The organism is Enterobacter sp. C4G1, assembly GCF_052886895.1.
This window is the reverse complement of sequence record NZ_JBQVVV010000001.1, coordinates 807,134-833,573: the sequence shown is the minus strand read 5'-3', so window position 1 is coordinate 833,573 and position 26,440 is coordinate 807,134. Positions and strand designations below refer to the sequence as shown.

The window sequence follows — 26,440 nt, the reverse complement described above, 5'->3', positions numbered from 1 at the left end:
ATGAAAGCCTTTCGCTGGTGTGCGTTAGCAGCGTTGATGCTGGCGGCGACGAATCTTCGCGCCGCCTGCACTTGGCCTGCCTGGGAGCAGTTTAAAAAGGATTACATTAGCGAGAGCGGGCGTGTCATTGACCCCAGTGACACGCGCAAAATTACTACCTCAGAAGGGCAAAGTTACGCCTTGTTCTTTGCCCTTGCGGCGAATGACCGCAAGGCGTTTGACCAGTTGCTGACGTGGACGCGCGATAACCTCGCCGGAGGGGATTTACACGAGCGTCTGCCCGCCTGGCTGTGGGGTCAAAAAGACAAAGACACCTGGGCGGTCATCGATACTAACTCTGCATCTGATGGCGATATCTGGATTGCCTGGTCATTGCTCGAAGCCGGTCGGTTATGGAAACACCCGGACTACACCCGCGCCGGGAAGGCGCTGCTCAAACGTATTGCCAGCGAGGAAGTGGTAAAAGTACCGGGTCTTGGCTCGATGCTACTGCCGGGCAAAATCGGCTTTGCAGAAGAGAATGCCTGGCGCTTCAACCCCAGCTACCTTCCCCCTCAGCTTGCGAGCTATTTCACCCGCTTTGGCGCTCCCTGGAAAACCCTTCGCGAGACTAACCTGCGCCTGTTGCTGGAAACGGCACCGAAAGGATTTTCCCCGGACTGGGTGCAATACCAGAAAAATAAAGGCTGGCAGTTGAAGCCGTATAAAACCCTGGTCGGCAGCTATGATGCCATCCGGGTTTATCTCTGGGTGGGGATGATGAACGACAAAGACCCGCAAAAAGCCCGACTGCTGGCGCGTTTCCAGCCGATGGCTGCGGTGACAAAAAAACAGGGTATACCGCCGGAGAAAGTGGATGTGGCGGGCGGGAAACGTACGGGTCACGGTCCGGTGGGATTTTCGGCTTCTCTGCTGCCCTTTTTGCAATCCCGTGACGCGCAAGCGGTTCAGCGCCAGCGTGTCGCTGATAACTTTCCCGATAACAACGCCTATTACAGCTACGTACTGACTCTCTTTGGACAAGGATGGGATCAGCATCGTTTTCGCTTCACCGAAAAAGGTGAATTAATACCGGATTGGGGCCAGGAATGCGCAAGTTCACATTAAATCTACTCAGTTTATCGCTTGGCCTGGCACTGATGCCGATGGCGCAGGCTGCCAACTCCCCCCAGCAGAAACAGCTGCTGGAGCAGGTTCGTCTGGGCGAATCAACGCAGCGCGAGGATTTGGTTCGCCAGTCGCTCTATCGTCTTGAGCTTATCGATCCAAACAACCCGGATGTGATTGCCGCACGTTTCCGTTATTTGCTGCGCCAGGGCGACACTGCTGGCGCGCAAAAAGAGCTGGATCGCCTGAAAGGGATCGCCCCGGGTTCGGCTGTGTATCAGTCTTCCCGTAATACCATGCTGCTTTCAACGCCGGATGGCCGCCAGGCTTTGCAGCAGGCGCGTTTGTTAGCCACAACAGGCCACACTCAGGAAGCGATTGTGGCTTACGACAAACTCTTTGCCGGAAACCCGCCTGGTGGCGATTTAGCAACAGAGTACTGGAATGTGGTGGCCAAAGATCCTGCCCGACGTACCAGTGCCATAAACCAGCTTAAGAAAATCAATGCCAGCAATCCTGGCAATGTGCAGCTACAGGCCACGCTGGCGCAGCTGATGTTCCAGAACGGGCGCCGTGATGAAGGATTCGCGGTATTGCAGGATATGGCCAAAACCAATAATGGCCGCGATCAGGCGTCTGACATGTGGTATCAGCAGATTAAAGACCAGCCTGCCAGCAGCGCCAGCGTGAGCGCGCTGCAAAAATACCTGACTGTCTTCAGCACTGGCGATAGCGTGACAGCGGCGCGTTCCCAGCTTGAAGCGCAGCAAAAGCAGCTGGCCGACCCGACGTTCCGTGCCAAAGCCGAAGGCTTAGCGGCGGTCGATGCCGGGCAGGGCAGTAAAGCGGTCACGGAACTGCAAAAAGCGGTTAGCGCTAACCATGCCGACAGCGAGGCCGTTGGCGCACTGGGCCAGGCGTATTCGCAAAAAGGCGATCGCGCCCGTGCAGTGGCGCAGTTTGAAAAAGCCATTGCCCTTGATCCGCAGAGCGATAACCGGGGTAAGTGGGATAGCCTGTTGAAGGTTAACCGTTACTGGCTGCTGATCCAGCAGGGTGATACCGCGCTTAAAGCGAACAACACCGCGCAGGCGGAACGCTATTACCAGCAGGCGCGAAATATCGACAACACCGATAGCTATGCGGTGCTCGGTCTTGGGGATGTGGCGGCGGCGCGCAAAGATAATGACGCAGCTGAGCGTTACTATCGCCAGGCATTGCGTATGGACAGCGGTAACAGTAACGCCGTGCGCGGACTGGCCAATATCTATCGTGCCCAGTCACCGGAAAAAGCCTCGCAGTTTATCCAGTCACTTTCTGCCAGCCAGCGCCGCAGCATTGATGATATTGAACGTAGCCTGACGAACGAACAGTTGTCCCGGCAGGCCGAGCAGCTGGAAAACGAAGGCAAATATGCCCAGGCTGCGGAAATTCAGCGTCGTCGTCTGGCGCTGTCGCCGGGCGATGTGTGGATAACTTATCGTCTTTCGCGCGATCTCTACAGTGCGGGCCAGCGCAGCCAGGCCGACACCCTGATGCGCCAGCTGGCAAACCAAAAACCGACCGATCCTGATCAGGTATACGCCAGCGGGCTTTATCTTTCCGGTAACGACCAGGACAGGGCCGCTCTGGCTCACCTGAACACCCTGCCGCGCAGCCAGTGGAATGGCAATATCCAGGAGCTGGCTGACCGTCTGCAAAGCAACCAGGTGCTGGAAACGGCGAGCCGTCTGCGGGACAGCGGTAAAGAGCAAGAGGCTGAAAACCTGCTCCGTCAGCAACCTTCTTCAACGCGTATCGATTTAACCCTGGCTGACTGGGCGCAGCAGCGTGGTGACCGTGCAGAGGCGAAAGCCGCGTATAACGCGGTGTTGCAGCGTGAACCGCAAAACGAAGACGCCATCCTTGGGCTGACGGAAATCTATATCTCGGAAGGGAATAAAGACGCCGCGCGCGCCGAACTGGCAAAACTCCCGGATGCGAAAGCCGGGCAACCGCAGTCACTGAACATGCAGCGGCGGATTGCGATGGCGCAGGCGGGGCTAGGTGATAACGCCGCGGCTGAGCAAACCTTCAGTAAGTTAATTCCTCAGGCGAAATCGCAGCCTGCGTCCATGGAGAATGCGCTGGTATTGCGTGACGCCTCGCGTTTTCAGGCGCAAAACGGCCAGCCTCAGCAGGCGCTGGAAACCTATAAAGACGCGATGGTGTCTTCTGGTATCACCACCACGCGTCCGACGGATAACGACAGCTTTACCCGGCTGACGCGTAACGACGAGAACGACGACTGGCTGAAGCGCGGTGTACGCAGCGACGCCGGTGATTTATACCGTCAGCAGGACGTTAACGTCACACTGCAACACGACTACTGGGGCTCAAGCGGTACGGGCGGTTATTCCGACCTGAAAGCTCACACCACTATGTTGCAGGTGGATGCGCCGCTTTCTGACGGGCGTATGTTCTTCCGTAGCGATCTGGTCAACATGGATGCCGGGACATTTGCCACCAAAGACGGGAAGTACGATCCGAAATGGGGTACTTGTGCGGCAACGCCTTGTCATGGCAATACCAACCAGACCGCAAACGGCGCGAGCGTTGCCGTGGGCTGGCAGAATAAAACCTGGGCGATGGACATCGGCACAACGCCGATGGGTTTCGACGTGGTGGATGTGGTTGGTGGCCTGAGTTACAGCAACGATCTGGGGCCAATTGGTTATACCGTAAACGCCCACCGTCGCCCGATTTCCAGCTCGCTTCTGGCGTTTGCCGGGCAGCGTGATTCCAACACCGACACCACATGGGGCGGCGTGCGTGCCACCGGTGGTGGCGCGAGCCTGAGCTATGACAAAGGTGAAGCGAACGGCATTTGGTCAAGCCTGAGTGCTGATAGCCTGACAGGGAAAAATGTGGAAGATAACTGGCGTGTTCGCTGGATGACCGGTTACTACTACAAGCTCATTAATAAAAATAACGAGCGCCTGACCGTTGGTGTCAGCAATATGCTGTGGCATTACGACAAGGATCTTAGCGGGTATACGCTGGGCCAGGGCGGTTATTACAGCCCGCAGCAATATGTCTCTTTTGCCTTGCCTGTGACCTGGCGTAAACGTACCGAGAACTGGTCATGGGAGCTGGGTGGTTCAGTCTCCTGGTCGCACTCCAAAACGGACGATGGAATGCGATATCCCATTCAGAGCCTGATCCCGACAGATGAACCTGGGAACTATACGGACCGGGGAGAGCCGGAAAACGGCAGCAGTTCGTCAGGCACGGGTTATACCGCCAGAGCGATTGTTGAACGTCGTGTAACGTCTAACTGGTTTGTCGGGATGGGCGTTGATATTCAGGAAGCAAAAGATTATACCCCGAGCCATGCGCTGCTCTACGTACGTTATTCTGCGGCGGGCTGGCAAGGAGACATGGATCTGCCACCGCAGCCGCTTATTCCGTACGCGGACTGGTAATCAGATTTACCTTAATCCAATTGTAAGTCTCTCTAATAAACGCAGCAATCGGGTATACTCAGGCGCACCAGGTTAACGCCCTGGTGCGCCTTGCGCTTTGAGTTTTGTGGAGAGTCATTTTGCGTGTCAGCCGTTCTTTAACTATCAAACAGATGGCGATGGTTTCTGCCGTCACGATGCTGTTTGTTTTCCTTTTCTGCGTCATTTTGCTGTTTCATTCCGTACAGCAGAATCGCTATAACACGGCTTCACAACTTGAAAGTATTGCCCGCGCAGTACGTGGGCCACTTTCTGCCTCTATCCTGAAAGGGGATATTCCTGAGGCGGAAACGATATTAAAACGCATCCAGCCTGCTGGTATAGTCAGCCGCGCGGATGTGGTTCTGCCTAACCAGTTCCAGGCGCTGCGGATGAGTTTTATCCCTGAACGTCCGGTTCCGGTCATGATCATGCGATTGTTTGAGCTGCCGGTACAAATTTCCCTGCCTGTCTATTCCCTTGAGCGCCCGGCGAACCCGCAACCGTTAGCCTATCTGGTGCTTCAGGCCGATTCATATCGCCTGTATAAATTTGTGATGAGTTGGGTTATTACATTAGTAACCACTTACTTACTTTTGGCGCTGATCCTCAGCGTGGCCCTGACCTGGTGTATTAACCGGTTGATTGTGCACCCTGTACGCCGCATCGCTCGCGAGCTGAATAACCTCTCGCCGCAGGAACAGGTGGGGCATCAGCTGGAAGTTCCGCATCTGCACCATGACGATGAAATTGGCATGCTGGTGCGCAGCTATAACCTCAACCAGCAGCGTATTTTGCGCCAGCAGGACGATCTAAACAGCAGTGCGACCCGTTTTCCGGTTTCAGAGCTTCCCAACAAAGCCTTTTTGATGGCCCTGCTGGAGCAGACCGTGGCGCGCCAGCAGACGACCGCGCTGATGGTTGTCGCCTGTGAAACCTTGCAGGACACGGCGGGTGTTCTCAAAGAGAGCCAGCGCGAAGTGCTGCTGCTGACGCTGGTGGAAAAGGTGAAATCTGTCCTGGCTCCGCGCATGGTGCTGACCCAGGTCAGCGGATATGACCTGGTGATCATTGCCCACGGCGTGAAAGAGCCGTGGCACGCGATTACATTAGGTCAGCAAGTACTCACTGTCATTAATGAGCGGTTGCCCATTCAGGGTATTCAGCTACGTCCAAGCGCAAGCATCGGGATCGCTATGTTCTACGGCGACCTCACAGCAGAGCAGCTGTATCGCCGCGCGTTTTCTGCCGCCTTCACTGCCCGTCGTAAAGGGAAAAACCAGATCCAGTTTTTCGAACCGGAGCAGATGGAAAAAGCGCAGCAGCGCCTGACCGAAGAGAGCGATATTCTGACCGCGCTGGATAACCGCCAGTTTGCCATCTGGCTCCAGCCACAGGTGAATTTACTGACGGGCGAAGTCAAAAGCGCAGAAGCATTACTGCGGATGCAGCAGCCTGATGGCTCGTGGGAGCTGCCCGAAGGGCTGATTGAGCGTATTGAGTCCTGTGGCCTGATGGTCACCGTGGGTTACTGGGTGCTTGAAGAGTCCTGCCGCCAGCTTGCGGCCTGGCAGGAGCGAGGTGTCACGTTGCCGCTGTCGGTGAATTTGTCTGCCCTACAGCTGATGCATCCAACCATGGTTTCGGAGATGCTGGAGCTTATCCACCGCTATCGGGTAAAACCTGACACGCTGATCCTGGAAGTGACAGAAAGCCGCCGTATTGACGACCCTAACGAAGCGGTCACTATTCTGAAACCGCTGCGTAATGCCGGGATCCGCATCGCGCTGGACGATTTTGGCATGGGGTATGCCGGGCTGCGTCAGCTCCATCACATGAAAACCCTGCCGGTTGATGTGCTGAAAATCGATAAAACCTTCGTTGACGGTCTACCGGAAGACAGCAGCATGGTGCAGGCCATCATCCAGATGGCGCGTAGCCTCAACCTGCATGTGATTGCAGAAGGCATTGAAACCGAAGCGCAACGCGACTGGCTGGCAGCCGCAGGGGTGGAGAGCGGACAGGGATTCCTTTTTGCCCGCGCAGTCCCTTCGGATGTGTTCGAGCAACGCTATCTGGCGAATGAAAGCAATAATGCAAAAGCGTAAATTTGTTGCTGGCTTGCGCGAGTCAGCTCAAATTTCTTAACATTTGTGTTTCAAAGTTGATGTAAGTTTATTTCTGTCATGTTTTACGGGTGTTATTTTAAAGCCGCAGGTTAACCAAAACCTTACAAAGCCTGTGGTTTTTCTTCCCAAGGACACCCTATGAAAACCTCACTCTTCAAAAGCCTCTACTTTCAGGTCCTGACAGCCATCGCAATCGGTATTCTGCTTGGTCACTTCTATCCTGAATTAGGCGCGCAAATGAAACCGCTTGGCGACGCGTTCGTTAAGCTCATCAAAATGATCATCGCCCCGATTATCTTCTGTACGGTGGTGACCGGCATTGCTGGCATGGAAAGCATGAAGGCCGTCGGTCGTACCGGAGCAGTCGCTCTGTTGTATTTCGAAGTGGTCAGTACCATCGCACTGATTATTGGTCTGATTATTGTTAACGTGGTGCAGCCGGGCGCGGGGATGAACGTTGATCCATCGACGCTGGATGCCAAAGCCGTCGCGATGTACGCCGAGCAGGCAAAAGACCAGGGCGTTGTGGCCTTCCTGCTGGACGTTATTCCTGGAAGCGTCATCGGCGCATTCGCCAGCGGCAATATTTTGCAAGTTCTGCTGTTTGCGGTGCTGTTTGGTTTTGCGTTGCACCGTCTTGGCAGTAAAGGTCAGCTGATCTTCAACGTGATTGAGAGCTTCTCGCAGGTCATCTTCGGCATCATCAACATGATCATGCGTCTGGCACCGATCGGCGCATTCGGGGCGATGGCCTTTACCATCGGGAAATACGGCGTAGGTACGCTGGTGCAGCTAGGTCAGCTGATTATCTGCTTCTACATCACCTGTATTCTGTTCGTAGTGGTGGTTCTGGGGTCGATTGCCCGCGCGGCAGGCTTCAACATCTTCAAGTTTATCCGCTATATCCGCGAAGAACTGCTGATTGTGCTGGGTACCTCATCGTCTGAGTCTGCACTGCCGCGAATGCTCGATAAGATGGAGAAACTGGGCTGCCGTAAGTCGGTGGTGGGGCTGGTTATCCCGACGGGTTACTCCTTTAACCTCGATGGCACCTCGATATACCTGACGATGGCCGCGGTATTTATCGCACAGGCAACGAACAGCCATATGGATATTTTCCATCAGATAACCCTACTGGTGGTGTTGTTGCTCTCTTCGAAAGGCGCTGCGGGCGTAACGGGCAGTGGATTTATCGTTCTGGCCGCGACCATTTCGGCAGTGGGACATCTGCCGGTGGCAGGTCTGGCGTTGATTCTCGGTATTGACCGCTTTATGTCAGAAGCCCGTGCGTTAACCAACCTGGTGGGTAACGGCGTGGCCACGGTTGTGGTGGCGAAATGGGTGAAAGAGCTGGATCACAAAAAGCTTGATGACACGCTGAATAACCGCAATTCTGACAGCAAGACTCAAGGTATATCCTCCTAATATCGTCACAAATGCCCGCTATCCCTTGTCGGGATGCGGGCTCCTGCGCATAATAACTGTTCATACCTGTCATAATTCGACAAGATTTTTTTAAGGTATATTTCACTTCCGTCCGTGACGTTTCGCAGAACACGCGGTCTAATCGAAGTGTTTTCATCGTCATCTTTTGGAGTGCTCCACGTCACGAGACACTCTTTTTAACCAGGAATGTTGATCAGGGGTTCACATGCAGGGCACAAAAATTCGACTCTTAACCGGCGGTTTGCTGATGATGGCAGCAGCCAGTTATGTGCAGGCAGATGCGCTCCAGCCAGACCCGGCCTGGCAACAAGGGACTCTGGCGAACGGTTTTCAGTGGCAAGTTTTAGCCACTCCGCAGCGCCCGAGTGACCGTATTGAAATTCGTCTGTCTGTGAATACAGGCTCTCTGACAGAAAGCACTCAGCAGACCGGTTTAAGTCACTTTATTCCCCGGCTGGCACTCACCCAGAGCGGCAGTTTGCAGGCAGTTCAGGTGCGTTCTCTCTGGCAACAAGCCATTGACCCTAAACGCCCACTTCCTCCGGCAGTCGTTTCTTATGACTACACCATGTTTAACCTGAGTCTGCCGAACAACCGTAACGATCTCCTGAAAGAAGCCCTGACCTATCTGTCTGATGCCACAGGCAACCTTGCCATCACACCAGACACCGTAAATTATGCGCTGAGCAACAGCGACATGGTGGCAACCTGGCCTGTGGACACGAAAGAAGGCTGGTGGCGCTACCGCCTGAAAGGCTCCACGCTGCTGGGGCATGACCCGGCAGAGCCGCTGAAACAGCCCGTCGATACCGAGCAGGTCAAATCCTTCTACCAGAAATGGTATACCCCGGATGCAATGACCCTGATTGTGGTGGGTAATGTTGATAGCCGTGCGGTGGTTGAGCAGATCAACAAAGCCTTTGGCGATCTGAAAGGCAAGCGTGAATCGCCAGCCCCTGTCCCTACACTTTCACCGCTGCGCGCAGAGCCGGTCAGCATTATGACGGACACAGTACGTCAGGATAAGCTCTCTATGATGTGGGACACCGCCTGGCAGCCCATTCGTGAGTCTGCGGCGTTGTTGCGTTACTGGCGTGCGGATCTCGCCCGTGAGGCGTTGTTCTGGCACGTTCAGCAGACGCTGAGCAAAAACAACATGAAGGACATCGGCCTGGGCTTTGACTGCCGTGTGCTGTTCCAGCGCGCCCAGTGCGCCATCAATGTGGAATCACCGGGCGACAAGCTGAATGCGAACCTGGGTCTGGTGGCGAAAGAGCTGGCGAAAGTACGCAAGGTGGGGCTGTCAGAAGAGGAATTTAATGCGCTGGTGGCGCAGAAAAAACTCGAACTGCAAAAACTGTTTGCGACCTATGCCCGCGCTGATACCGATATCCTGATTAGCCAGCGTATTCGTTCGCTGCAAAACCAGGTTGTTGATATTGCGCCGGAACAGTATCAGAAACTGCGTCAGGACTTCCTGAGCAGTCTGACGGTCGATATGTTGAATCAGGATTTGCGTCAGCAACTGTCGCAGGATATGGCGTTGATTCTGTTGCAGCCAAAGGGCGAGCCGGAATATGACATGAAAGAACTTCAGTCAACCTGGGATTCAATTATGGTCACTGCACCGCAGGCTGCGCAGACGACAACGGCAGATGATTTACACCAGGACGCAACGGATATTCCGCAGGGGCAGTAATGCCGGTGGGAGAGGCTTAGGGTGGGGGCATCAGCCCCCACCTGATTTACGCAGGCATTGCCTCGCGCGGAATAATCGCCCCGCGATACTGAATCACCGTACTGGCGGTCAGGTGCCCGCGCTGTGCCGCCGCTTCTGGCGTACCGCCCGTCAGACGTACCGCCAGATAACCCGCACTGAATGAATCGCCCGCAGCGGTGGTATCAATCACTTTCTCTTTGGCTAATTTGACTGCCGGGACTTCCACAACGGTTTCCCCCGCAATCGCCACCAGGCACGACTCTGCACCGCGCTTAATCACGACTTCACTCACGCCTGCAGCCTGAGTACGGGCGATAACCTCATCGACCGGTTTCTCGCCCCACAGGGCATCTTCGTCATCCAGCGTTAAGAACGCGATGTCGGTGCATTGCAGCATCTGCTGATAAACCTGCTGCGTCTCTTCGCGGCTGGCCCACAGACGAGGGCGGTAGTTGTTATCGAAAATCACCTTACCGCCATTGGCGCGGCATTCACGCAATAATGACAACAGTTTTTCGCGGCTGGACGGGCTTAAAATCGCCAGGCTAATCCCGCTCAGGTAGAGATAGTCAAAAGTAGCCAGTTCTTCACAAATGGCAGCTGCGGCGTCGCTTTCAAGCCAGAACTTGGCCGCGGCTTCGTTACGCCAGTAGTAGAACGTACGCTCGCCGGTGCTGTCGGTTTCAATGTAATACAGACCCGGCAGGCGGTTTTCCATCTGCTGAATCAGGGAAGTTTGTACATTTTCACTCTGCCAGGACTCCAGCATCTGCTGGCTGAAACTGTCCGTACCCAGTGCGGTAACATAGTTCACGGCGAGTGCGTCGGGAGCGACCTGACGGGCAATGTAAACCGATGTGTTCAATGTATCGCCACCAAAACCGCGGCTAACTTCCGCGCCTTTTTGTGACAGCTCAATCATGCATTCGCCAATCACGGCAATTTTTTTAGACATAGTCGTGAACCTGAACAGATAAATTAGAAGCAGTGTGCGCTGTGTGGATTATGTGGTCAACTATATTAAAACGACGTTCCAATATTTTTTTTGAGCCAGCGCGTATTCCTGATAATTTCTGTCATCTTAATTTCATTTTCCCGGCGAACTGGACATAAAGTTCTCAATTGTCCCGCCGATAACCCTTTGACGAGTCCAGAAAGGTCATCCCCATAAAACAGGACATCTGAAATGAAGTCAGAGCAGGTTATCCAGCGGCTAAGCACTACGCCTGAGGCAAGTATTGAGAACTTGCAGGAGCATCGCTACTGGCTGCAATGTGAGCGTGCCTATACCTATCAACCGATCTACCGTACTGACGGCCGGTTGATGGCCATTGAGATTTTAACGGTTGTTACGCATCCGTCGAACCCTTCACAGCGTATTCCGCCGGATCGCTATTTTGCTGAAGTGGCCGTTCGCCAGCGCATCGATGTGCTGGAAGAGCAGCTGAAAATGCTGTCGACAAAGCATGAGTTTTTCACTCAGCACAACATTCTTGCATCGGTGAATGTAGACGGCCCGACCCTGATAGCATTGCGCCAGAACGCAAAATTGCAGGAGCTGATCGCCACGCTGCCGTGGATGCGCTTCGAGCTGGTGGAGCACGTCAGCCTGCCTCAGGATTCGTCATTTGCCACTATGTGTGAGTTTGGCCCGCTGTGGCTGGACGACTTTGGTACAGGTATGGCGAACTTCTCCGCGCTCAGTGAAGTGCGCTATGACTACATCAAAGTGGCTCGCGACCTGTTTATTATGCTGCGCCAGACGCCGGAAGGCCGAAATCTGTTCACGTTGCTCCTGCAACTGATGAACCGTTATTGCCAGGGTGTCATTGTTGAAGGTGTTGAAACGCTGGAAGAGTGGCGTGATGTACAAAACTCACCTGCGGCAGCAGCGCAAGGCTATTTCCTCTCTCGTCCTGTCCCGATGGATACCCTGAATAACGTCGTTATTACGTTGTAAAGTAATCTGTTTCCCGTAATAGTGCGTCGCACTTACGCATTATTACCGGACGCAGTGGCCCCCGCTTACCTATGTCATGAGCTATATTGATGAAAGGTAAGGCCATCTGGAAAGGGGGAAACAATGACGAAAACAACCAGGATTGTCACCTGGGGATGTGGGATTTTCTTGTTGTTGATTGTGGTGGTAATCATCATTCTCGCGACGTTTGACTGGAACCGCCTTAAACCGACCATCAACCAGAAAGTCTCTACCGAACTGAACCGGCCGTTTGCCATTCGCGGCGATCTGGGCGTGGTTTGGGAGCGGCAGAAAGAGGAAACCGGCTGGCGAAGCTGGGTGCCCTGGCCGCATGTTCACGCCGATGACATCATTCTTGGCAATCCGCCGGATATTCCCGACATCACTATGGTGCACCTGCCGCGTGTTGAAGCCACGCTGGCCCCTCTCGCGCTACTGACCAAAACGGTCTATCTGCCGTGGATCAAACTCCAGCAGCCTGATGCGCGCCTGATCCGCTTATCTGAAAAAAATAACAACTGGACGTTCAATCTCGCCAGCAGTGGTGATAGCACGCCTGATGCTCAGCCGTCGTCCTGGTCTTTTCACCTGGATAATGTTCTTTTCGATCGCGGGCGGATCCTCATTGATGACAAGGTGAGTAAAGCGGATGTGGAGATCATGGTCGATCCGCTGGGGAAACCGCTGCCGTTTAGCGAGGTGACGGGCAGCAAAGAAAAAGGCGATAGCAGCAAAGCAGGCGATTACGTGTTTGGCCTGACGGCGAAAGGGCGCTACAACGGCCAGCCCCTGAGCGGCACGGGTAAAATCGGCGGGACGCTGGCGCTGCGAAGCGAAGGGACACCTTTCCCGGTACAGGCCGATTTTCGTTCGGGGAATACCCGCGTGGCATTCGTGGGTACGGTTAACGATCCAATGAAAATGGGCGGTGTTGACCTGCGGCTGAAATTCGCCGGGGATTCACTTGGCGAGCTATATGACCTGACCGGCGTACTGCTGCCCGATACGCCACCTTTTGAAACCGACGGGCATTTAACGGCGAAAATCGACCTGCAAACTGCGTCAGTTTTCAATTACCGCGATTTTAATGGCCGGATTGGGGATAGCGATATCCACGGTTCTCTGACGTATACCACCGGAAAACCACGTCCGAAACTGGAAGGCGATGTGGAGTCTCGCCAGCTACGCCTGGCCGATCTGGGGCCGCTGATTGGTATCGATTCTGGTAAAGGCACGAAGACCAAAGAGGTCAAAAAGGATCCCCAGCCGGCGGGTAAAGTCCTGCCTTATGAACGCTTTGAAACCGACAAGTGGAACGTCATGGATGCCGATATCCGTTTTAAAGGGCGCAAAATCGAGCACGGTAGCACCTTGCCCATCAGCGACCTCTCCACGCACCTGATCCTTAATAATGCCGACCTGCGCTTACAGCCGCTGAAATTTGGCCTGGCGGGCGGGACTATCTCTTCCAATATTCATCTTGAAGGGGATAAAAAGCCGATGCACGGGCAGGCGGATATTCAGGCGCGGCGGCTGAAGCTAAAGCAACTGATGCCGGATATTGCACTGATGCAGAAAACCCTGGGCGAGATGAACGGCGATGCGGATATTCGCGGTGTGGGTAATTCGGTGGCGGCGTTGCTGGGCAGCAGTAACGGCAACCTGAAGCTCCTGATGAATGACGGGCTGGTGAGCCGGAATTTGATGGAGATCCTCGGGCTTAACGTTGGTAACTACATTATCGGGCAGATTTTTGGCGACGATGAAATCCGTGTGAACTGCGCAGCGGCGAACCTGGATCTGGTCAATGGTGTTGCGCGCCCGCAGATTTTTGCCTTCGACACGGAAAATGCCGTTATCAATGTCACCGGGACGGCCAGTATGGCCTCTGAACAGCTGGATTTGACTATCGATCCTGAGAGTAAGGGCATTCGTATCATCACCCTGCGTTCACCGCTGTATGTGCGCGGTTCATTCAAGTATCCGCAGGCTGGCGTGAAAGCCGGGCCGCTGATTGCGCGTGGTGCGGTTGCGGCGGCGCTGGCTACGCTGGTGACGCCAGCGGCAGCTCTGCTGGCTCTGGTATCACCGTCGGAAGGGGATGCGAATCAGTGCCGGACAATTCTGGCGCAAATGAAGAAGTGATGGTGCGGTCTGTTTGTGCCGGGTAAGGCGAAGCCGCCACCCGGCATGACCTGCTTACAGAGAATGATCTTTAGTTTCGTGGGTCAGCAGCAACGCAATCAGCGTCAGTGCCGCCATCGCTGCAAGATACACACCCACATAGAACAGACCATAGTTAGCCTGTAACCAGGTGGCAATATACGGCGCAACAGATGCCCCCAGGATAGAAGAGACGTTATAGGAGAAAGACGCTCCGGTATAACGCACTTCGGTCGGGAACAGTTCTGGCAACAGCGCGCCCATCGGGCCGAAGGTCAGTCCCATCAGGCTCAGACCAATCAACAGATAAGCCATCACCAGCGAAGGGCTGCCTGAGCCCAGCAGCGGCGGGAAGACAAACAGCGCAAACAGGATAATCAGCGAGGTGATAACAATCATGCTTGCGCGACGGCCAAATTTGTCCGCCAGCAGGCCTGCAATCGGCACCATCACGCCAAAACCAACAACCGCCATCATCAGCATCCACAGCACTTCATTACGCGGCAGCCCCAGACCAACAGGTGCGGCAGCGGTGCTGAACGTCATTGAGTAGACCGTCATGATGTAGAACAGCGTATAGGTCGCCAGCATGATGAACGTGCCCAGCACGGTCACGCGAACGTGTTTTGTCAGCAACGTGCCCAGCGGCACTTTGACCTGCTTTTTCGCCGCCGCAACTTTGGCAAACACTGGCGTTTCATGCAGAGAAACGCGCACGTACAGGCCAATCAGAACCAGCACGGCAGAGAAGATAAACGGAATACGCCAGCCCCAGTTCATGAACTGCTCATCCGTCAGCAGCCAGGAGAGCAGCAGGAAAGTGCCGTTGGCAAAGAAGAAGCCAATCGGCGCACCCAACTGCGGGAAAGAGCCATAAAGCGCGCGTTTACGGGCAGGGGCGTTTTCGGTTGCAAGCAGCGCTGCACCTCCCCATTCACCACCCAGCCCCAGACCCTGACCAAAGCGCGCCAGCGCCAGCAGAACCGGCGCCATAATGCCGATGGTTTCGTAAGTCGGCAGCAGGCCGATCGCCACGGTAGAAATCCCCATGGTCAGCAGTGACGCCACCAGCGTGACTTTACGGCCGATGCGGTCGCCAAAGTGACCAAACAGTGCAGAGCCAATCGGGCGCGCAACGAAGGCGATGGCGAATGTCGCCAGAGACTGTAGCGTGGCGGCCGTTGGGTCACCCTGCGGGAAGAAGATATGCGGGAAAACGATAACCGCAGCTGTGGCATAAATATAAAAGTCGAAGAACTCAATGGCGGTGCCAATCAGCGAGGCGACGACAACTTTATTACGTGAGTTAACCGGCGTGCTTTCCGGTTCAGTGTCGAGTGTTGTGGCGGTTGCTTGCATAAAATATTCTTATATTTTGACGAACGAACGGCCATATTACGCACAGCAAAAGCGACATTTCAATCTGTAACAAACTGGATGAATGGCGATAAAAGCAGCAAAAAGCGAATAATTTTCAGACCAGCAAAATATCTTCTATGAAATGCTTCACAGTTTTTAAATATTAGATGATAAAACTGGTTTTCGGTTAAATAAAAGTTACGGACTGGATTTATATTCTGAAATTATAGAACGGGCTGAATTTTTGCATTCTTATTCAGCCCGCATATTCCATCAGGTGTGGGTTTTACCAGGCATTCTCGGGTCATCTTTGTATTGCGCGGTGGCTATCCATGCGGCGCAGAACAGCGTCAGGCGGGCGAAGAAGTAGAAGAACGCCATTAACCCCAGCACCGAGCCAAATGCCGCTCCCGACGGGGATTTCACCAGCGCTGGCAGGGTGTAGGTCATCACGATTTTGATGATTTCAAAACCAATTGCCGCAATCAGTGTGCCGCGGATCAGCGCCTTTTTACGTGGCCGGTGGCGTGGTAACCGCCAGAATATCCAGAAGAACAGCAGGTAATTGGCAAAGACAGAAATGGCCAGCCCAATGCCTCGCCATGCAGGTTTAAGCCATTCAATGCTGTCGAGATAGAGCGCTGAGATAATCATCTGCTGTGCTGAACCGGCAACAGAGGTAATGGATAGCGTCACAATCAGGGCCACAAGCAGGCCAATCAGCGAAACAAAATCACGGAGGTACTTAACCCAAATTTTCTCTTGCTCCTGCGGCGTGCGTTCCCATACTTCGCGGGACTGGGCGCGAATGGCTTCACGCAGGTTTCCCATCCAGTTAATGCCGGAATAGAGCGCAATGAGCAAACCGACCAGACCCACGGTGGTACGCTGCTGCACGGCGGTATTGATGGTGCTTTTAAGCGTACCCGCAAGCGTGGGGTCGCTGACGTTCATCAGGATCTTGTCGAAGATGTCCTGGAGCAACGTCGGATGCCAGGCAAGAATAAAACCTGCGGCAGCAAACGACACCATCAGGATGGGGATCATCGACAGAAATGAGAAATAGGTGATGGCGGCGCCAAACTGATTCCCCATACGATCATTGAAGCGCTCAGTCGCGCGTATCAGATGGGCAATCAAAGGCCGACGCTGGATCTTCTGTGCCGTGCTGGTGACTGTTTTCAGCGCGTTGACGGCTTTTCCTGGGGTGTTTTCCTGTGGGGGACGTTGCTGGTTGTTTTCCGGCGTCACACGCTTTTCCTTGTTCGTTTGGCGGGATGTAATTGAAATTATAGCCTGCCCTTAATCAACATAGGCTTTCATTAATACGGTTAGCCACTCCATAAACAGATGCACCCGGCGGGAGAGGTTACGCCGGTGCGGATAAATCAGCGACACGGGCATGGGTTCTGCGCGGTATTGCGGCAGGATCTCGAGCAATTTTTTGGCACGCAGCGAATCACGCACACCAACACGGGGCACCTGGATTATCCCCAGCCCGGCGATACAGGCCGCATGGTAGGTTTCCGTGCTGTTTACGGTCAGTATCCCGCCCGTTTTTATCCACTGCGTCGTGTTGCCGTTGTAATACTCAAAGCCCTGCGGGCGAGTGCCCAGACTGGCGGCATAGTGAATGACCGCATGTGAAGCCAAATCGTCCAGACTATCCGGGTAACCAAAACGCTCCAGATACTCTGGGCTGGCGCAGTTAATCACCGACAGCTTACCTAGCGGGCGGGCAATCAGTCCGGAGTCCTTCAGCGTGCCGACGCGCACCACACAGTCAAACCCTTCGCGGATCACATCGACCAGGCGGTCACTGCTGCTGAGTTCCAGCTCAATACCGGGATACTGCTGTAAAAATGCCGGGAGTTTAGGGATGACTAAATTTCGAGCAACGCCCACAGGCATATCGACACGCAATCGTCCGCTGATGCTGGAGGGATCAAGCTGGAACATGCCGTCCAGTTCGTCGAGGTTGGTCAACAGATCTTTTGCACGCTCGTAATAGACCATGCCGTCCTGCGTCAGGCTGACGCGACGCGTGGTGCGGTGTAAAAGCTGCGTGCCCAGCAGGTTTTCCAGCGCCTGAATTTGCCGCGAAACGCTCCCTTTCGGCAGGCCTAAGGTATCCGCCGCGCGGGAAAAACTTTCCAGTTCTGCGACACGGATGAAGAGCTGCATTGCGTGAATTTTATCCATAGGCGTGGCTCATTGTTGTTTGTAATGAAACAGTGAAGCGTTTCTTACTGTCTTTATTGATCTTCTATCACCTAATAAGCTCTTTCTCAATCTTCATAACAGCCGGAACGAGGTTTCTTATGTCTGAACGTATTGCATTAGTAACAGGTGGTAGCCGTGGCCTGGGGAAAAACGCGGTATTGAAGCTGGCTGATGCAGGTACAGGAATTATCCTGACCTATAACAGCAGCGAGGAAGAAGCGCTTGAAGTTGTGCGGGAAATTGAGGGAAAAGGCGTTAAAGCCGCAGCATTACAGCTTAACGTCGGCAATGTCGCCAGCTTTGAGGATTTCACCAGGCAGGTTCAGGAAACGCTCAAAAACATCTGGCAGCGTGATACCTTTGATTATTTATTGAACAACGCAGGTACGGGTTTATATGCGCCCTTTGCCGAGACGACGGAAGCGCAGTTTGATGAGGCGATGAATATCCATTTCAAAGGCCCGTTTTTTCTGACCCAGCAACTGTTGCCGGTGATTAAAGACGGTGGCCGCATCCTGAATGTGTCCAGCGGGCTGGCGCGTTTTACACAGCCAGGCTCCGGGGCTTACGCCTCAATGAAAGGGGCAATGGAGGTGCTGACCCGCTATCAGGCAAAAGAGCTGGGTGCGCGAGGGATCTCGGTCAATATTATTGCCCCGGGCGCGATTGAAACCGATTTTGGCGGTGGACGGGTGCGAGACAACGCGCAGCTGAATCAGATGCTGGCGTCTCAAACCGCGCTGGGTCGCGTGGGCCTACCGGACGATATTGGTGATGCGATCGCCGCGTTGCTGAGCGATAAACTGGGCTGGATGAACGCCCAGCGTATTGAAGTTTCAGGCGGGATGTTCCTGTAATGCAATAATCTGCGGGGAGGGATCCCCGTATTGTCGGTGCTTAAGGTATTCCTTAAGGAAAATATGTCAAAATCTGGCAAAATTTAATCAAACTCAGCATTTTGTAACGCTTCCCGTCGTTGAGTTTGTTCTCAGGCAGACCCTCTGTAGAATCCCCCCTCGAATTATTAAGCCCTTATTATCTATCCATGACGATACTTCGTGGCACGGGGTTTTCAGTGGGAGTAAAAATAATGCGAGTTATCATGTTTGACAGGCAGTCAATATTTATTCATGGAGCGATAAACCGTCTGCAAGAATTAATTCCAGAAATAAATATATCGGGAACCCGTCAGACTGATGAGCTATGGGCGCTTTTATCCGCCTCGCCAACATCTATCCTCATGATTGACGGCCGCTTTATTGAGGATGCCGGCATGACGATGCTGGAAGAGATTATGCTGCGTTTTCCGGCACTGCGTGTGGTCATGGTGCTGGCAAAACACGATGTCAGATGGGTGGAGCAGCTTATGCAGAATAATGTCACGGCCATTATTCCCCGCAATGCACACCCGGAAATGATCGCTGCAATGCTGAAGTCGGTATCGAAGGGGATGGTCTGTTTCCCGTGCGACTGGCTTAAACAACCTTCCCGGCCGCAGCAGGAGCTCTCTTCACTGAGTGAGCGCCAGCGCGAAGTGCTAAAACTGCTGGCGGCGGGTGAGACGAACAAAGAAATTAGCCGCACGCTAAACATCAGCACGGGAACGGTAAAAGCCCATCTGGAAGCGCTTTTTCGCCGCCTGGATGTCAAAAATCGCACGCAGGCAGCCCTATTTTATACCCGGGTAGCCTGAGGTTTATTCGCTGTCGAAAAGTGCACATTCAGCCTGGCGTTGCTGCGCCAGGCTGTTGATCTTTTTGCCATTAAGCATAAGAGCATTACGCCAGAGCAGTGTCGCTTGCGCGTTATTACCGCGTGCAACCTCCTGAATAATGCCAGTGTTCAGACAGTCTTTAATCCCGCAGCTGAATATCAATGAAATAAGGGCATCATGTTTTTCTTGCGTCAGCGGACGGGCGATATTTTCCCGTAGAACGTCTTCACATTTCTGAATATCGTCGTAGAGAAATTGTTCGGCCTGAGCCAGAGTAATAAACGCGGAAGTTGTCTCTTTCGGACCGATCACGTGGCCAAATCCAATAATCCATAAACCACTTTCATCACAATATTTCTCAAGGGACAGACCCTGATATTGTTTAATTAATTCAATTCCAGACGACGATATCTTCAGCGAACGGCATATCATATTCGTTTCCTCTCTCTGGCATGACTGTAGAGGAAATGGTGGGTGATCAATATCCGCCAAATGGCCGTTGCGCTGTGCTTTTAAGCCTGAAACTCGTGTTTGAGCAAACCGAACAGCCAGTCATTTTGCCAGCGCCCGGACAGAAAATAGCTTTCGCGCATTTCGCCTTCCAGCCTGAACCCTGATTTTTCCAGTAAAGCCCGTGAGGCGATATTGCCCGCCGTGACGGTAGCGGTCAGCCGACGGATGCCGCCCTGGTTAAACGCAAAATCACAGAGTGCCTGCAATGACTCAAATCCATAACCTTTGCCCTGGGCGGATGGCGCGAAAAGAAAACCGACTTCGGCGCAATCGTCTTCCCGATGGATATAACCCGTGACCCCCAGCGGTGTCTGGCTGGCGGCATCACGCACCACCAGACATAACCACTGCGCGCTGCCTGGCACCCACGGGGCAAGGCGGGAATCAAAGGCTTCGCGGATGTCTGCAACAGAACGGTCTTCTGCGACAAAGCGCATGACGTCGGGATGCTGCTGCAATGCAAGAAAGAAGGGCCAGTCAGACGCTTGCAACGGCGAGCAGGTCAGACGTACGGTGGTGAGGGAAGGCATTCGGGTTCTCCAGAGCATGTGTAAATGATTATAGGGCTGTCACTGTATTTCAACAGAAACTCAGGTATGGTTTAACCTCGTATAAATAAAAAGAAAAATGACCTTATCGGGTCTGCCATGATGTATTCGTTGTCCCTGAAGGAAAACAATGACTCTCAGCACATCACATCATATCCGCGAGCAGTTTGAGCACTGCCTGGCGGTCATTCGTCAGGCCTCAGTCGAAATGTTGCTTCTCCTGAATGTCCATGTTTCGGAAGGCAAAGATCCTCGCTGGTTCCTTGAACAACTGGATAGCGCCCGCCTCGCATTAGGTGGCTGGGGCGCTGTGGCGAAAAAACTCAACCTGAATGATGCTGAAATGTCGGACTTTACGCTGCAACTGCGCCTGTTGCAGCAGCGAGTCCCACAGTACGAAAGTGGGCAGGATGTCAGTGAAAACCAGCTGATTGCGGCCATGCGTTTTGTGACCGCCCTGGAACACGTGCGTCTGCAACAGACGCTTTTAACCTACAGTACGGAGCTTGCGGCAGGCAACGAGATCCAACAACAGCAGGCGCAAAAGCAGGTTCGGGCAATTGAGCTGATGATTAAGGGGCTTATCCAGCAGGCATGGCCCGATCCGGTGCGGCTCAATAATCACCTTAAAACGTTATTTAACGCCGACCGCGTCCGGCGCTGGCTGAAGCTGGGTGAAATCAACGATATCCTCAGCGGCATGATGTTTAGCGAGCTGGCACAGATGCTGGTGGATAAACGGGAATTTAGCCGTTACTACTCCCCGTTGTTTAGCGACCCGTTGATGCTGACGTTGCTGGTTGAGCCGCGAAAAACGCTGCAAACCTTCCTGAATGATATCCGCCAGATCCGCAACAGCATTGCCGTTAACCAGCGTTTGAGCTCCGCACAAATTTTGCTGCTGGATAACTACTACACACAAATTACCCGCCCCGTTCAGCGGGCGTTTGAAGAAGGGCGCACGCGCATCAACCCGGCGGGATTGATGTCGGTGGATGCCAGCGAGCTGCATAACTTCTGGGAAAACGCGCAAAAAATGGACCGCATCACCGGGGGCGATCTGTTCGAGGTGCGCGACACCATTGAAAAGCCGACCCAGCGTGCGCCGCGTACACAAGAACAGCGCGACCAGTTGATTTCTGGCCTGCTATGGGCGGCGGTTGGGGTGATGGTGATTGCCATCGTGATGGGAGGTTTTTGGCTCGTCACCAGCGGTAAGCCGCCACCTGCAACCGCGAACGCAGAGGAAGCTTCCCCGACTCAGGAGATGCGCGAAGCGCCCACTTCACGTGAAACACTCACGCGCATGGGCGTGACCTGGGATGAAAACAATTTCCGTTCGGCCATCAACCGTAACGACACCCGCGTGGCGCAGCTGTTCCTCCAGGGCGGAATGGACTGGAAGCTTTCATGGACTGAAGAGGCGATGGCCGCGGAGCACGACGGCGTGCTGGAGTTGATGCTGCGTTACCGGTCGCAAATGGTGGAGGAAAAACCGTGCCGTCGGTTTATCAATACCCTCAGCCATGCCATGTCGAACGGTGATGCCCTGACTTCGCTGCGTAAGCAGTATCTTAAGGCGTTTTGCACAGTACCTGCGGTGGTGAAACGCCAGCAGCATGATACGGATATGGCCACGCGTCGCGCCCAGGCGCAGCCGGACGATAACACTAAAAAATGGCAGTCTATTCAGACCGCTATTTATGATGTGATTCGGTAACTTTGCGGGAGAGTGCCGGGGTGACTCACCGCTACCACCCCGGTAACCTACGGCTCCCCATACAACCCAATCAAACGCCGCACCACACCGTTCGTCCAGCCAAACCCATCCTGTAACGGATATTCACCACCGCCACCTTCACGCGGTGTGCTGCTGGCGATATGGTACTTCTCAATAAGCTTGTGATGTTTCTTATAGAAATGGTTCACCGTTTGCAGCCAGCTGTGGGCAATCTCATCGCCTAGCGAGTCGTTGCCATAGCGTTTAAACCCCTGAATAGCCATCCACTGCAACGGCGCCCAGCCGTTAGGTTTATCCCACTGTTCGCCGGTTTCATGCTCGGTCGCTAAAATACCGCCCGGCGTCAACAGACGGGCGTTAACGGCATCGGCCAGACGTTCGGCCTGCTCGTGGGTCGCCATGTCGACATACAACGGCACAATGCTGGCGGCGGAGAACAATGCCATCTCTTCGCGTCGCCAGTCGTAATCACGGTAACAGCCGTTCTCGTCATCCCACAGATAGCGGTTTACTGCTGCCCGGCGATCGCTTGCCTTCTGGCGGAAATGGGCTTCGGCCGCTTTATCACCTTTCCGACCAGAAAGATTAGCGATGGTGCTTTCCAGCTTGTACAGGAAGGCATTTAAATCGATGGGAATAAACTGTGTGGTGCGAATGCTGGCAAGACGCCCGGCATCGCGCAGCCAGCGGGAGGAGTAATCCCAGCCCGAAGCCGCACCCGCACGCAGGTCGCGATAGACCTCGTTCGGCGGGCGACCGGAGTGTTTCGCTGTTTCTACATCCTCAATCCATGATTCATCGCGCGGCGTGTCACGATCGTCCCAGTAGCGGTTAAGCATAGAGCCGTCCGGCATTCGCACGACGTGACGGTAGGCCTGATTCAGCAGCAGCGATTCCGCGCCATCCATCCAGAAGGCATATTCCAGTAACAAATGGTCGAGATAGCGCCGCGCGCCGCGCACGCCATCTTCCTCGAATAACTCGACCATCAGGGCAAACACCGGCGGTTGCGAGCGGCTCAGGTAGTAGGTGCGGTTGCCGTTGGGAATATGGCCGTAACGCTCAATCATCCACGCGAAGTTGTCCGCCATGCACTTCAGCATGTCGTGGCGTCCGCTTTCCGCCAGCCCCAGCATGGTGAAGTAGGAATCCCAGTAGTAGGTTTCGCTGAAGCGCCCGCCGGGCACGATATACGCCTGCGGCAGCGCCAATAGTGACGACCAGGGAATATGGTCCTGCGGCTCGCGCGTTAACACCGGCCACAGATTATCAATATGCTCTTTCAGGGAAAGATTTGGGTCAGAAATATATTCACTGGAGAGCACTTCCGGCATCCAGAAGTGGTTCTCAACGAACTGGCGCAAATCGAAATCCCGGTGACGTTTTACCTTGCGGTAGCGGATAAGAATATCCAGCGGATCCATTTTCGGTGCGCAGTCGGGAAAGGTTTTGCTGTCTGCAAACAGCCGCGATGACTGCACGTGCTCAAACAGTTCAAGGTAACGATCGGCGGGGGTGAGGGCATCGGATGCGGGCAGCCCCTCGATCATTTCGGGTTCCGGCTCCGCTTCAATCATTTCATCCAGTTTCAACTCGCAGGGATCGGCCTCGTAGCGAAGTTCTTCCTCAATCCCGAACTCGACGATATCGGCGGCGTGTAGTTTCTGGCTGAACATAGTGATAGGGACCTCCGGTTGTATTCACAATGACAGGTTTTTCCGGGTGTCTCATAAGCGTAGACATTCGCTTCGATGCGTGGGGAGTTAAATGTGCGGTAGATCACGTTTTGTCGCGCATATGGAAAGAGAGGGTTTTGTTATGTTGCTGATTTTTAATTGTACTGATGGATTATTACGAGCCGGTGCAGGGAAGGATTTCAGAACATTCGTTTTGCAACGATTTATGAATGTTAAAAAAATGCCCCTCGGGAGGAGGGGCATTCCGCAATTAACGCATGGTCACAAACTCTTCCGCCGCAGTTGGGTGGATAGCCACGGTGTTATCGAAGTCTTTCTTGGTTGCGCCCATTTTCAGTGCCACAGCAAAGCCTTGCAGGATCTCATCCATACCAAAGCCAATACCGTGAATACCGACAATTTTCTCTTCCGGGCCAACGCATACCAGCTTCATGCGGCATGGCTGACGGTGAGAGGTGACGGCGGTATACATCGCGGTAAACGCCGATTTGTACACTTTCACCTGGTCATCGCCATACTGTTCGCGCGCCTGCGGCTCGCTTAAGCCCACGGTGCCGATTGGCGGGTGGCTGAATACCACTGTCGGGATGTTGCTGTAGTCCAGATGCTCGTCCGGCTTATTGTTGAACAGACGCTCAGAGAGACGACGGCCAGCGGCCACCGCGACCGGAGTCAGTTCAACGGCACCGGTGTTATCACCCACCGCATAAATGCCAGGCACGCTGGTGTTCTGGAATTTATCGACGACGATATAGCCTTTGTCGTTGGTTTTCACGCCAGTGACGGCCAGGTTGAAGTTGTCGTTTGCCGGCTCACGACCAATCGCCCAGATCAGGCAATCGACGGTCTGGCTACGGCCATCTTCCAGCTCCAGGGTCAGGCTGCCATCTGCATTTTTCACGACCGCTTTTGGTACGGCGTGGGTATGCAGGGTCGGGCCTTCGGCGTTCATCACTTCGACCAGGGTATCGACGATCAGCGGGTCGAAGCTGCGCAGTGGTGCGTGCTTACGCACAAACAGATGTGCTTCGGCGCCCAGACCGTTAATCACACCCGCCAGCTCTACCGCGATGTAACCTGCGCCAACAACCGCAACGCGTTTTGGCAGAGCAGGCAGTTCGAAGAAACCGTCAGAGTCGATACCGTATTCCACACCTGGAATGTCCGGGTGGCTTGGGCGGCCACCGGTGGCGATCAGGATATGATCGGCAGTGATCGTCTCACCGTTGACTTCGATCGTGTTGGCATCAACAAAGCGTGCAAAACCCCGGATCACATCGACGTTGTTTTTACCCAGTACGTTGTCATACGAGGTATGGATTCGGTCGATATAAGCCGTACGGCTGGCAATCAGCTTGTCCCAGTCAAAGTTATTGATGGTGGTGTCAAAGCCGTAATCCGGGCCATACATATGGATAGCTTCACGGATTTGCGCCGCGTGCCACATCACTTTCTTCGGTACACAACCCACGTTCACGCAGGTGCCGCCAAGCTCTTTGGCTTCAATCAGCGCGCACTTCTGGCCGTACATGGCTGCACGGTTGATAGAGGCGATACCGCCGCTGCCGCCGCCGATTGCGATGTAGTCATAATGCTTCGTCATAGCTTTTATCCTTAATCGTGAATTGCCGCGATTGTATACCTGAAATCAATAGGTTCCACCAATGACTGCGATTACTCAGGCACGATCCAGCTCACTGTCGCATGGCCGGTACCGGCTGGCACCAGCGTTTTGTGCAGCCACGGCAGCACGTTGTTCATTTGCGCTTCGAGCTTCCACGGCGGGTTGATCACAATCATGCCGGAGGCGGTCATGCCGCGCTGGTCGCTGTCCGGGCGCACGGCCAGCTCAATTTGCAGGATTTTGCGGATGCCGGTGGCTTCCAGGTCTTTGATCATGCGCTTGATTTGCGCGCGCAGTACCACCGGATACCAAAGTGCATAAGTGCCGGTTGCAAAGCGTTTGTAGCCTTCGTTGATGCCGGTCACCACCGCCTGGTAGTCGGTTTTGATTTCGTACGGCGGGTCAATTAACACCAGGCCACGGCGGGAAACCGGCGGCAGTTTGGCTTTCAGCTGCTGGTAGCCATCGGCTTTTTCCACGCGGGCGCGGTTATCTTTCTGGAATTCGGAACGCAGCAGTGGAAAATCACTCGGGTGCAGTTCGGTCAACTGAAGGCTGTCCTGCTCGCGCAGCAGCTGGCGGGCAATCAGCGGAGAGCCTGGGTAGTAACGCAGCTGGCCGCTGCGGTTGAAATGCTCAACCACGCCGATATAAGGCTCCAGCTCTGCCGGCAGGTCATCCTGCTGCCAGATACGGGCGATGCCTTCGAGATATTCACCGGTACGCTCGGCGTGCTCGCCGCTCAGCTGATAACGGCCCGCGCCGGCGTGCGTGTCCAGGTAGAGAAAGGGTTTATCTTTCTCTTTGAGCGCTTCAATGATCAGGCTCTGAACGGTGTGTTTAAGGACGTCGGCGTGGTTGCCTGCGTGAAAGCTGTGGCGATAACTGAGCATGGATGCAGAGATTCCGGGAAGTAGACAAGTTAAGCGCTAGTTTACCGTAGATCCGCCTGGATTACCGCTAAAGCGCCGTGCTGTTTCAATTCCGGCAAAA

The 26,440-nt window shown here is 54.2% G+C and carries 19 protein-coding genes; 10 read left to right on the top strand and 9 right to left on the bottom strand.

Annotated features, from left to right (window positions below; all coding sequences use genetic code 11):
• From bcsZ to ACT9TW_RS04025, 5 genes are all read left to right on the top strand, one after another.
• Complete coding sequence (gene bcsZ, locus ACT9TW_RS04045) at nucleotides 1-1,107, top strand: cellulose synthase complex periplasmic endoglucanase BcsZ (RefSeq protein WP_446492675.1); 1,107 nt, start codon at nucleotides 1-3, stop codon at nucleotides 1,105-1,107.
• The gene (gene bcsC / locus ACT9TW_RS04040) at nucleotides 1,089-4,571 is read left to right on the top strand and encodes a cellulose synthase complex outer membrane protein BcsC (RefSeq protein ID WP_446491724.1); all 3,483 of its coding nucleotides are present in this window, start codon (nucleotides 1,089-1,091) and stop codon (nucleotides 4,569-4,571) included. The genes bcsZ and bcsC overlap by 19 nt, the downstream gene beginning before the upstream one ends.
• Before the next feature lie 119 nt (nucleotides 4,572-4,690).
• On the top strand, nucleotides 4,691-6,697 hold the full coding sequence (gene hmsP / locus ACT9TW_RS04035) for a biofilm formation regulator HmsP (protein ID WP_446491723.1): 2,007 nt from the start codon (nucleotides 4,691-4,693) through the stop codon (nucleotides 6,695-6,697).
• A gap of 159 nt (nucleotides 6,698-6,856) precedes the next feature.
• Complete coding sequence (locus ACT9TW_RS04030) at nucleotides 6,857-8,143, top strand: dicarboxylate/amino acid:cation symporter (protein WP_182062891.1); 1,287 nt, start codon at nucleotides 6,857-6,859, stop codon at nucleotides 8,141-8,143.
• Nucleotides 8,144-8,369: 226 nt separating this feature from the next.
• Entirely contained in the window at nucleotides 8,370-9,863 is a 1,494-nt protein-coding gene (locus ACT9TW_RS04025; protein ID WP_446491722.1) for a M16 family metallopeptidase, read from the top strand.
• A gap of 46 nt (nucleotides 9,864-9,909) precedes the next feature.
• Here the strand turns inward: ACT9TW_RS04025 and ACT9TW_RS04020 are convergent, their stop codons facing one another.
• Complete coding sequence (locus tag ACT9TW_RS04020; protein WP_315687210.1) at nucleotides 9,910-10,839, bottom strand: sugar kinase; 930 nt, start codon at nucleotides 10,837-10,839, stop codon at nucleotides 9,910-9,912.
• A 231-nt stretch (nucleotides 10,840-11,070) separates the two neighbouring features.
• On the opposite strand from ACT9TW_RS04020, the gene pdeH reads away from it, so the two are divergent.
• On the top strand, nucleotides 11,071-11,844 hold the full coding sequence (gene pdeH, locus ACT9TW_RS04015) for a cyclic-guanylate-specific phosphodiesterase (protein WP_182062888.1): 774 nt from the start codon (nucleotides 11,071-11,073) through the stop codon (nucleotides 11,842-11,844).
• A 123-nt stretch (nucleotides 11,845-11,967) separates the two neighbouring features.
• Complete coding sequence (locus ACT9TW_RS04010; RefSeq protein ID WP_446491721.1) at nucleotides 11,968-14,010, top strand: AsmA family protein; 2,043 nt, start codon at nucleotides 11,968-11,970, stop codon at nucleotides 14,008-14,010.
• Nucleotides 14,011-14,064: 54 nt separating this feature from the next.
• Here the strand turns inward: ACT9TW_RS04010 and ACT9TW_RS04005 are convergent, their stop codons facing one another.
• The 3 genes from ACT9TW_RS04005 to ACT9TW_RS03995 form a co-directional block, all read right to left on the bottom strand.
• Nucleotides 14,065-15,387, bottom strand: coding sequence for an MFS transporter (locus ACT9TW_RS04005; RefSeq protein WP_182062886.1), 1,323 nt, complete (start codon nucleotides 15,385-15,387; stop codon nucleotides 14,065-14,067).
• Between the two features lie 273 nt (nucleotides 15,388-15,660).
• On the bottom strand, nucleotides 15,661-16,638 hold the full coding sequence (gene yhjD / locus ACT9TW_RS04000; protein ID WP_446491720.1) for an inner membrane protein YhjD: 978 nt from the start codon (nucleotides 16,636-16,638) through the stop codon (nucleotides 15,661-15,663).
• Between the two features lie 51 nt (nucleotides 16,639-16,689).
• Entirely contained in the window at nucleotides 16,690-17,589 is a 900-nt protein-coding gene (locus ACT9TW_RS03995; RefSeq protein ID WP_446491719.1) for a LysR family transcriptional regulator, read from the bottom strand.
• Nucleotides 17,590-17,708: 119 nt separating this feature from the next.
• Between ACT9TW_RS03995 and ACT9TW_RS03990 the strand changes: the two genes are divergently transcribed.
• Entirely contained in the window at nucleotides 17,709-18,467 is a 759-nt protein-coding gene (locus ACT9TW_RS03990) for an SDR family NAD(P)-dependent oxidoreductase (RefSeq protein WP_446491718.1), read from the top strand.
• Nucleotides 18,468-18,700: 233 nt separating this feature from the next.
• Nucleotides 18,701-19,303, top strand: coding sequence for a response regulator transcription factor (locus tag ACT9TW_RS03985; protein ID WP_446491717.1), 603 nt, complete (start codon nucleotides 18,701-18,703; stop codon nucleotides 19,301-19,303).
• Nucleotides 19,304-19,306: 3 nt separating this feature from the next.
• On the opposite strand, the gene ACT9TW_RS03980 is transcribed toward ACT9TW_RS03985, so the two are convergent.
• Together ACT9TW_RS03980 and ACT9TW_RS03975 are read right to left on the bottom strand one after the other, a co-directional pair.
• Nucleotides 19,307-19,756, bottom strand: coding sequence for a lysozyme (locus ACT9TW_RS03980; protein WP_182063488.1), 450 nt, complete (start codon nucleotides 19,754-19,756; stop codon nucleotides 19,307-19,309).
• 80 nt (nucleotides 19,757-19,836) lie between these two features.
• Nucleotides 19,837-20,367: a GNAT family N-acetyltransferase gene (locus ACT9TW_RS03975; protein ID WP_446491716.1), complete on the bottom strand. Its 531-nt coding sequence runs from the start codon at nucleotides 20,365-20,367 to the stop codon at nucleotides 19,837-19,839.
• 148 nt (nucleotides 20,368-20,515) lie between these two features.
• Between ACT9TW_RS03975 and ACT9TW_RS03970 the strand changes: the two genes are divergently transcribed.
• Nucleotides 20,516-22,105 (top strand): STY4199 family HEPN domain-containing protein, encoded by a 1,590-nt coding sequence (locus tag ACT9TW_RS03970; protein ID WP_446491715.1) that lies wholly within the window; start codon nucleotides 20,516-20,518, stop codon nucleotides 22,103-22,105.
• A gap of 47 nt (nucleotides 22,106-22,152) precedes the next feature.
• Here the strand turns inward: ACT9TW_RS03970 and ACT9TW_RS03965 are convergent, their stop codons facing one another.
• The 3 genes from ACT9TW_RS03965 to ACT9TW_RS03955 all read right to left on the bottom strand — a co-directional run bounded on the left by ACT9TW_RS03965 (nucleotide 22,153) and on the right by ACT9TW_RS03955 (nucleotide 26,340).
• The gene (locus ACT9TW_RS03965) at nucleotides 22,153-23,802 is read right to left on the bottom strand and encodes an alpha,alpha-trehalase (RefSeq protein WP_446491714.1); all 1,650 of its coding nucleotides are present in this window, start codon (nucleotides 23,800-23,802) and stop codon (nucleotides 22,153-22,155) included.
• Nucleotides 23,803-24,073: 271 nt separating this feature from the next.
• Entirely contained in the window at nucleotides 24,074-25,426 is a 1,353-nt protein-coding gene (gene gorA, locus ACT9TW_RS03960) for a glutathione-disulfide reductase (RefSeq protein ID WP_446491713.1), read from the bottom strand.
• 71 nt (nucleotides 25,427-25,497) lie between these two features.
• On the bottom strand, nucleotides 25,498-26,340 hold the full coding sequence (locus tag ACT9TW_RS03955; RefSeq protein ID WP_315687187.1) for a 23S rRNA (adenine(2030)-N(6))-methyltransferase RlmJ: 843 nt from the start codon (nucleotides 26,338-26,340) through the stop codon (nucleotides 25,498-25,500).
• Nucleotides 26,341-26,440: the final 100 nt, after the last annotated feature.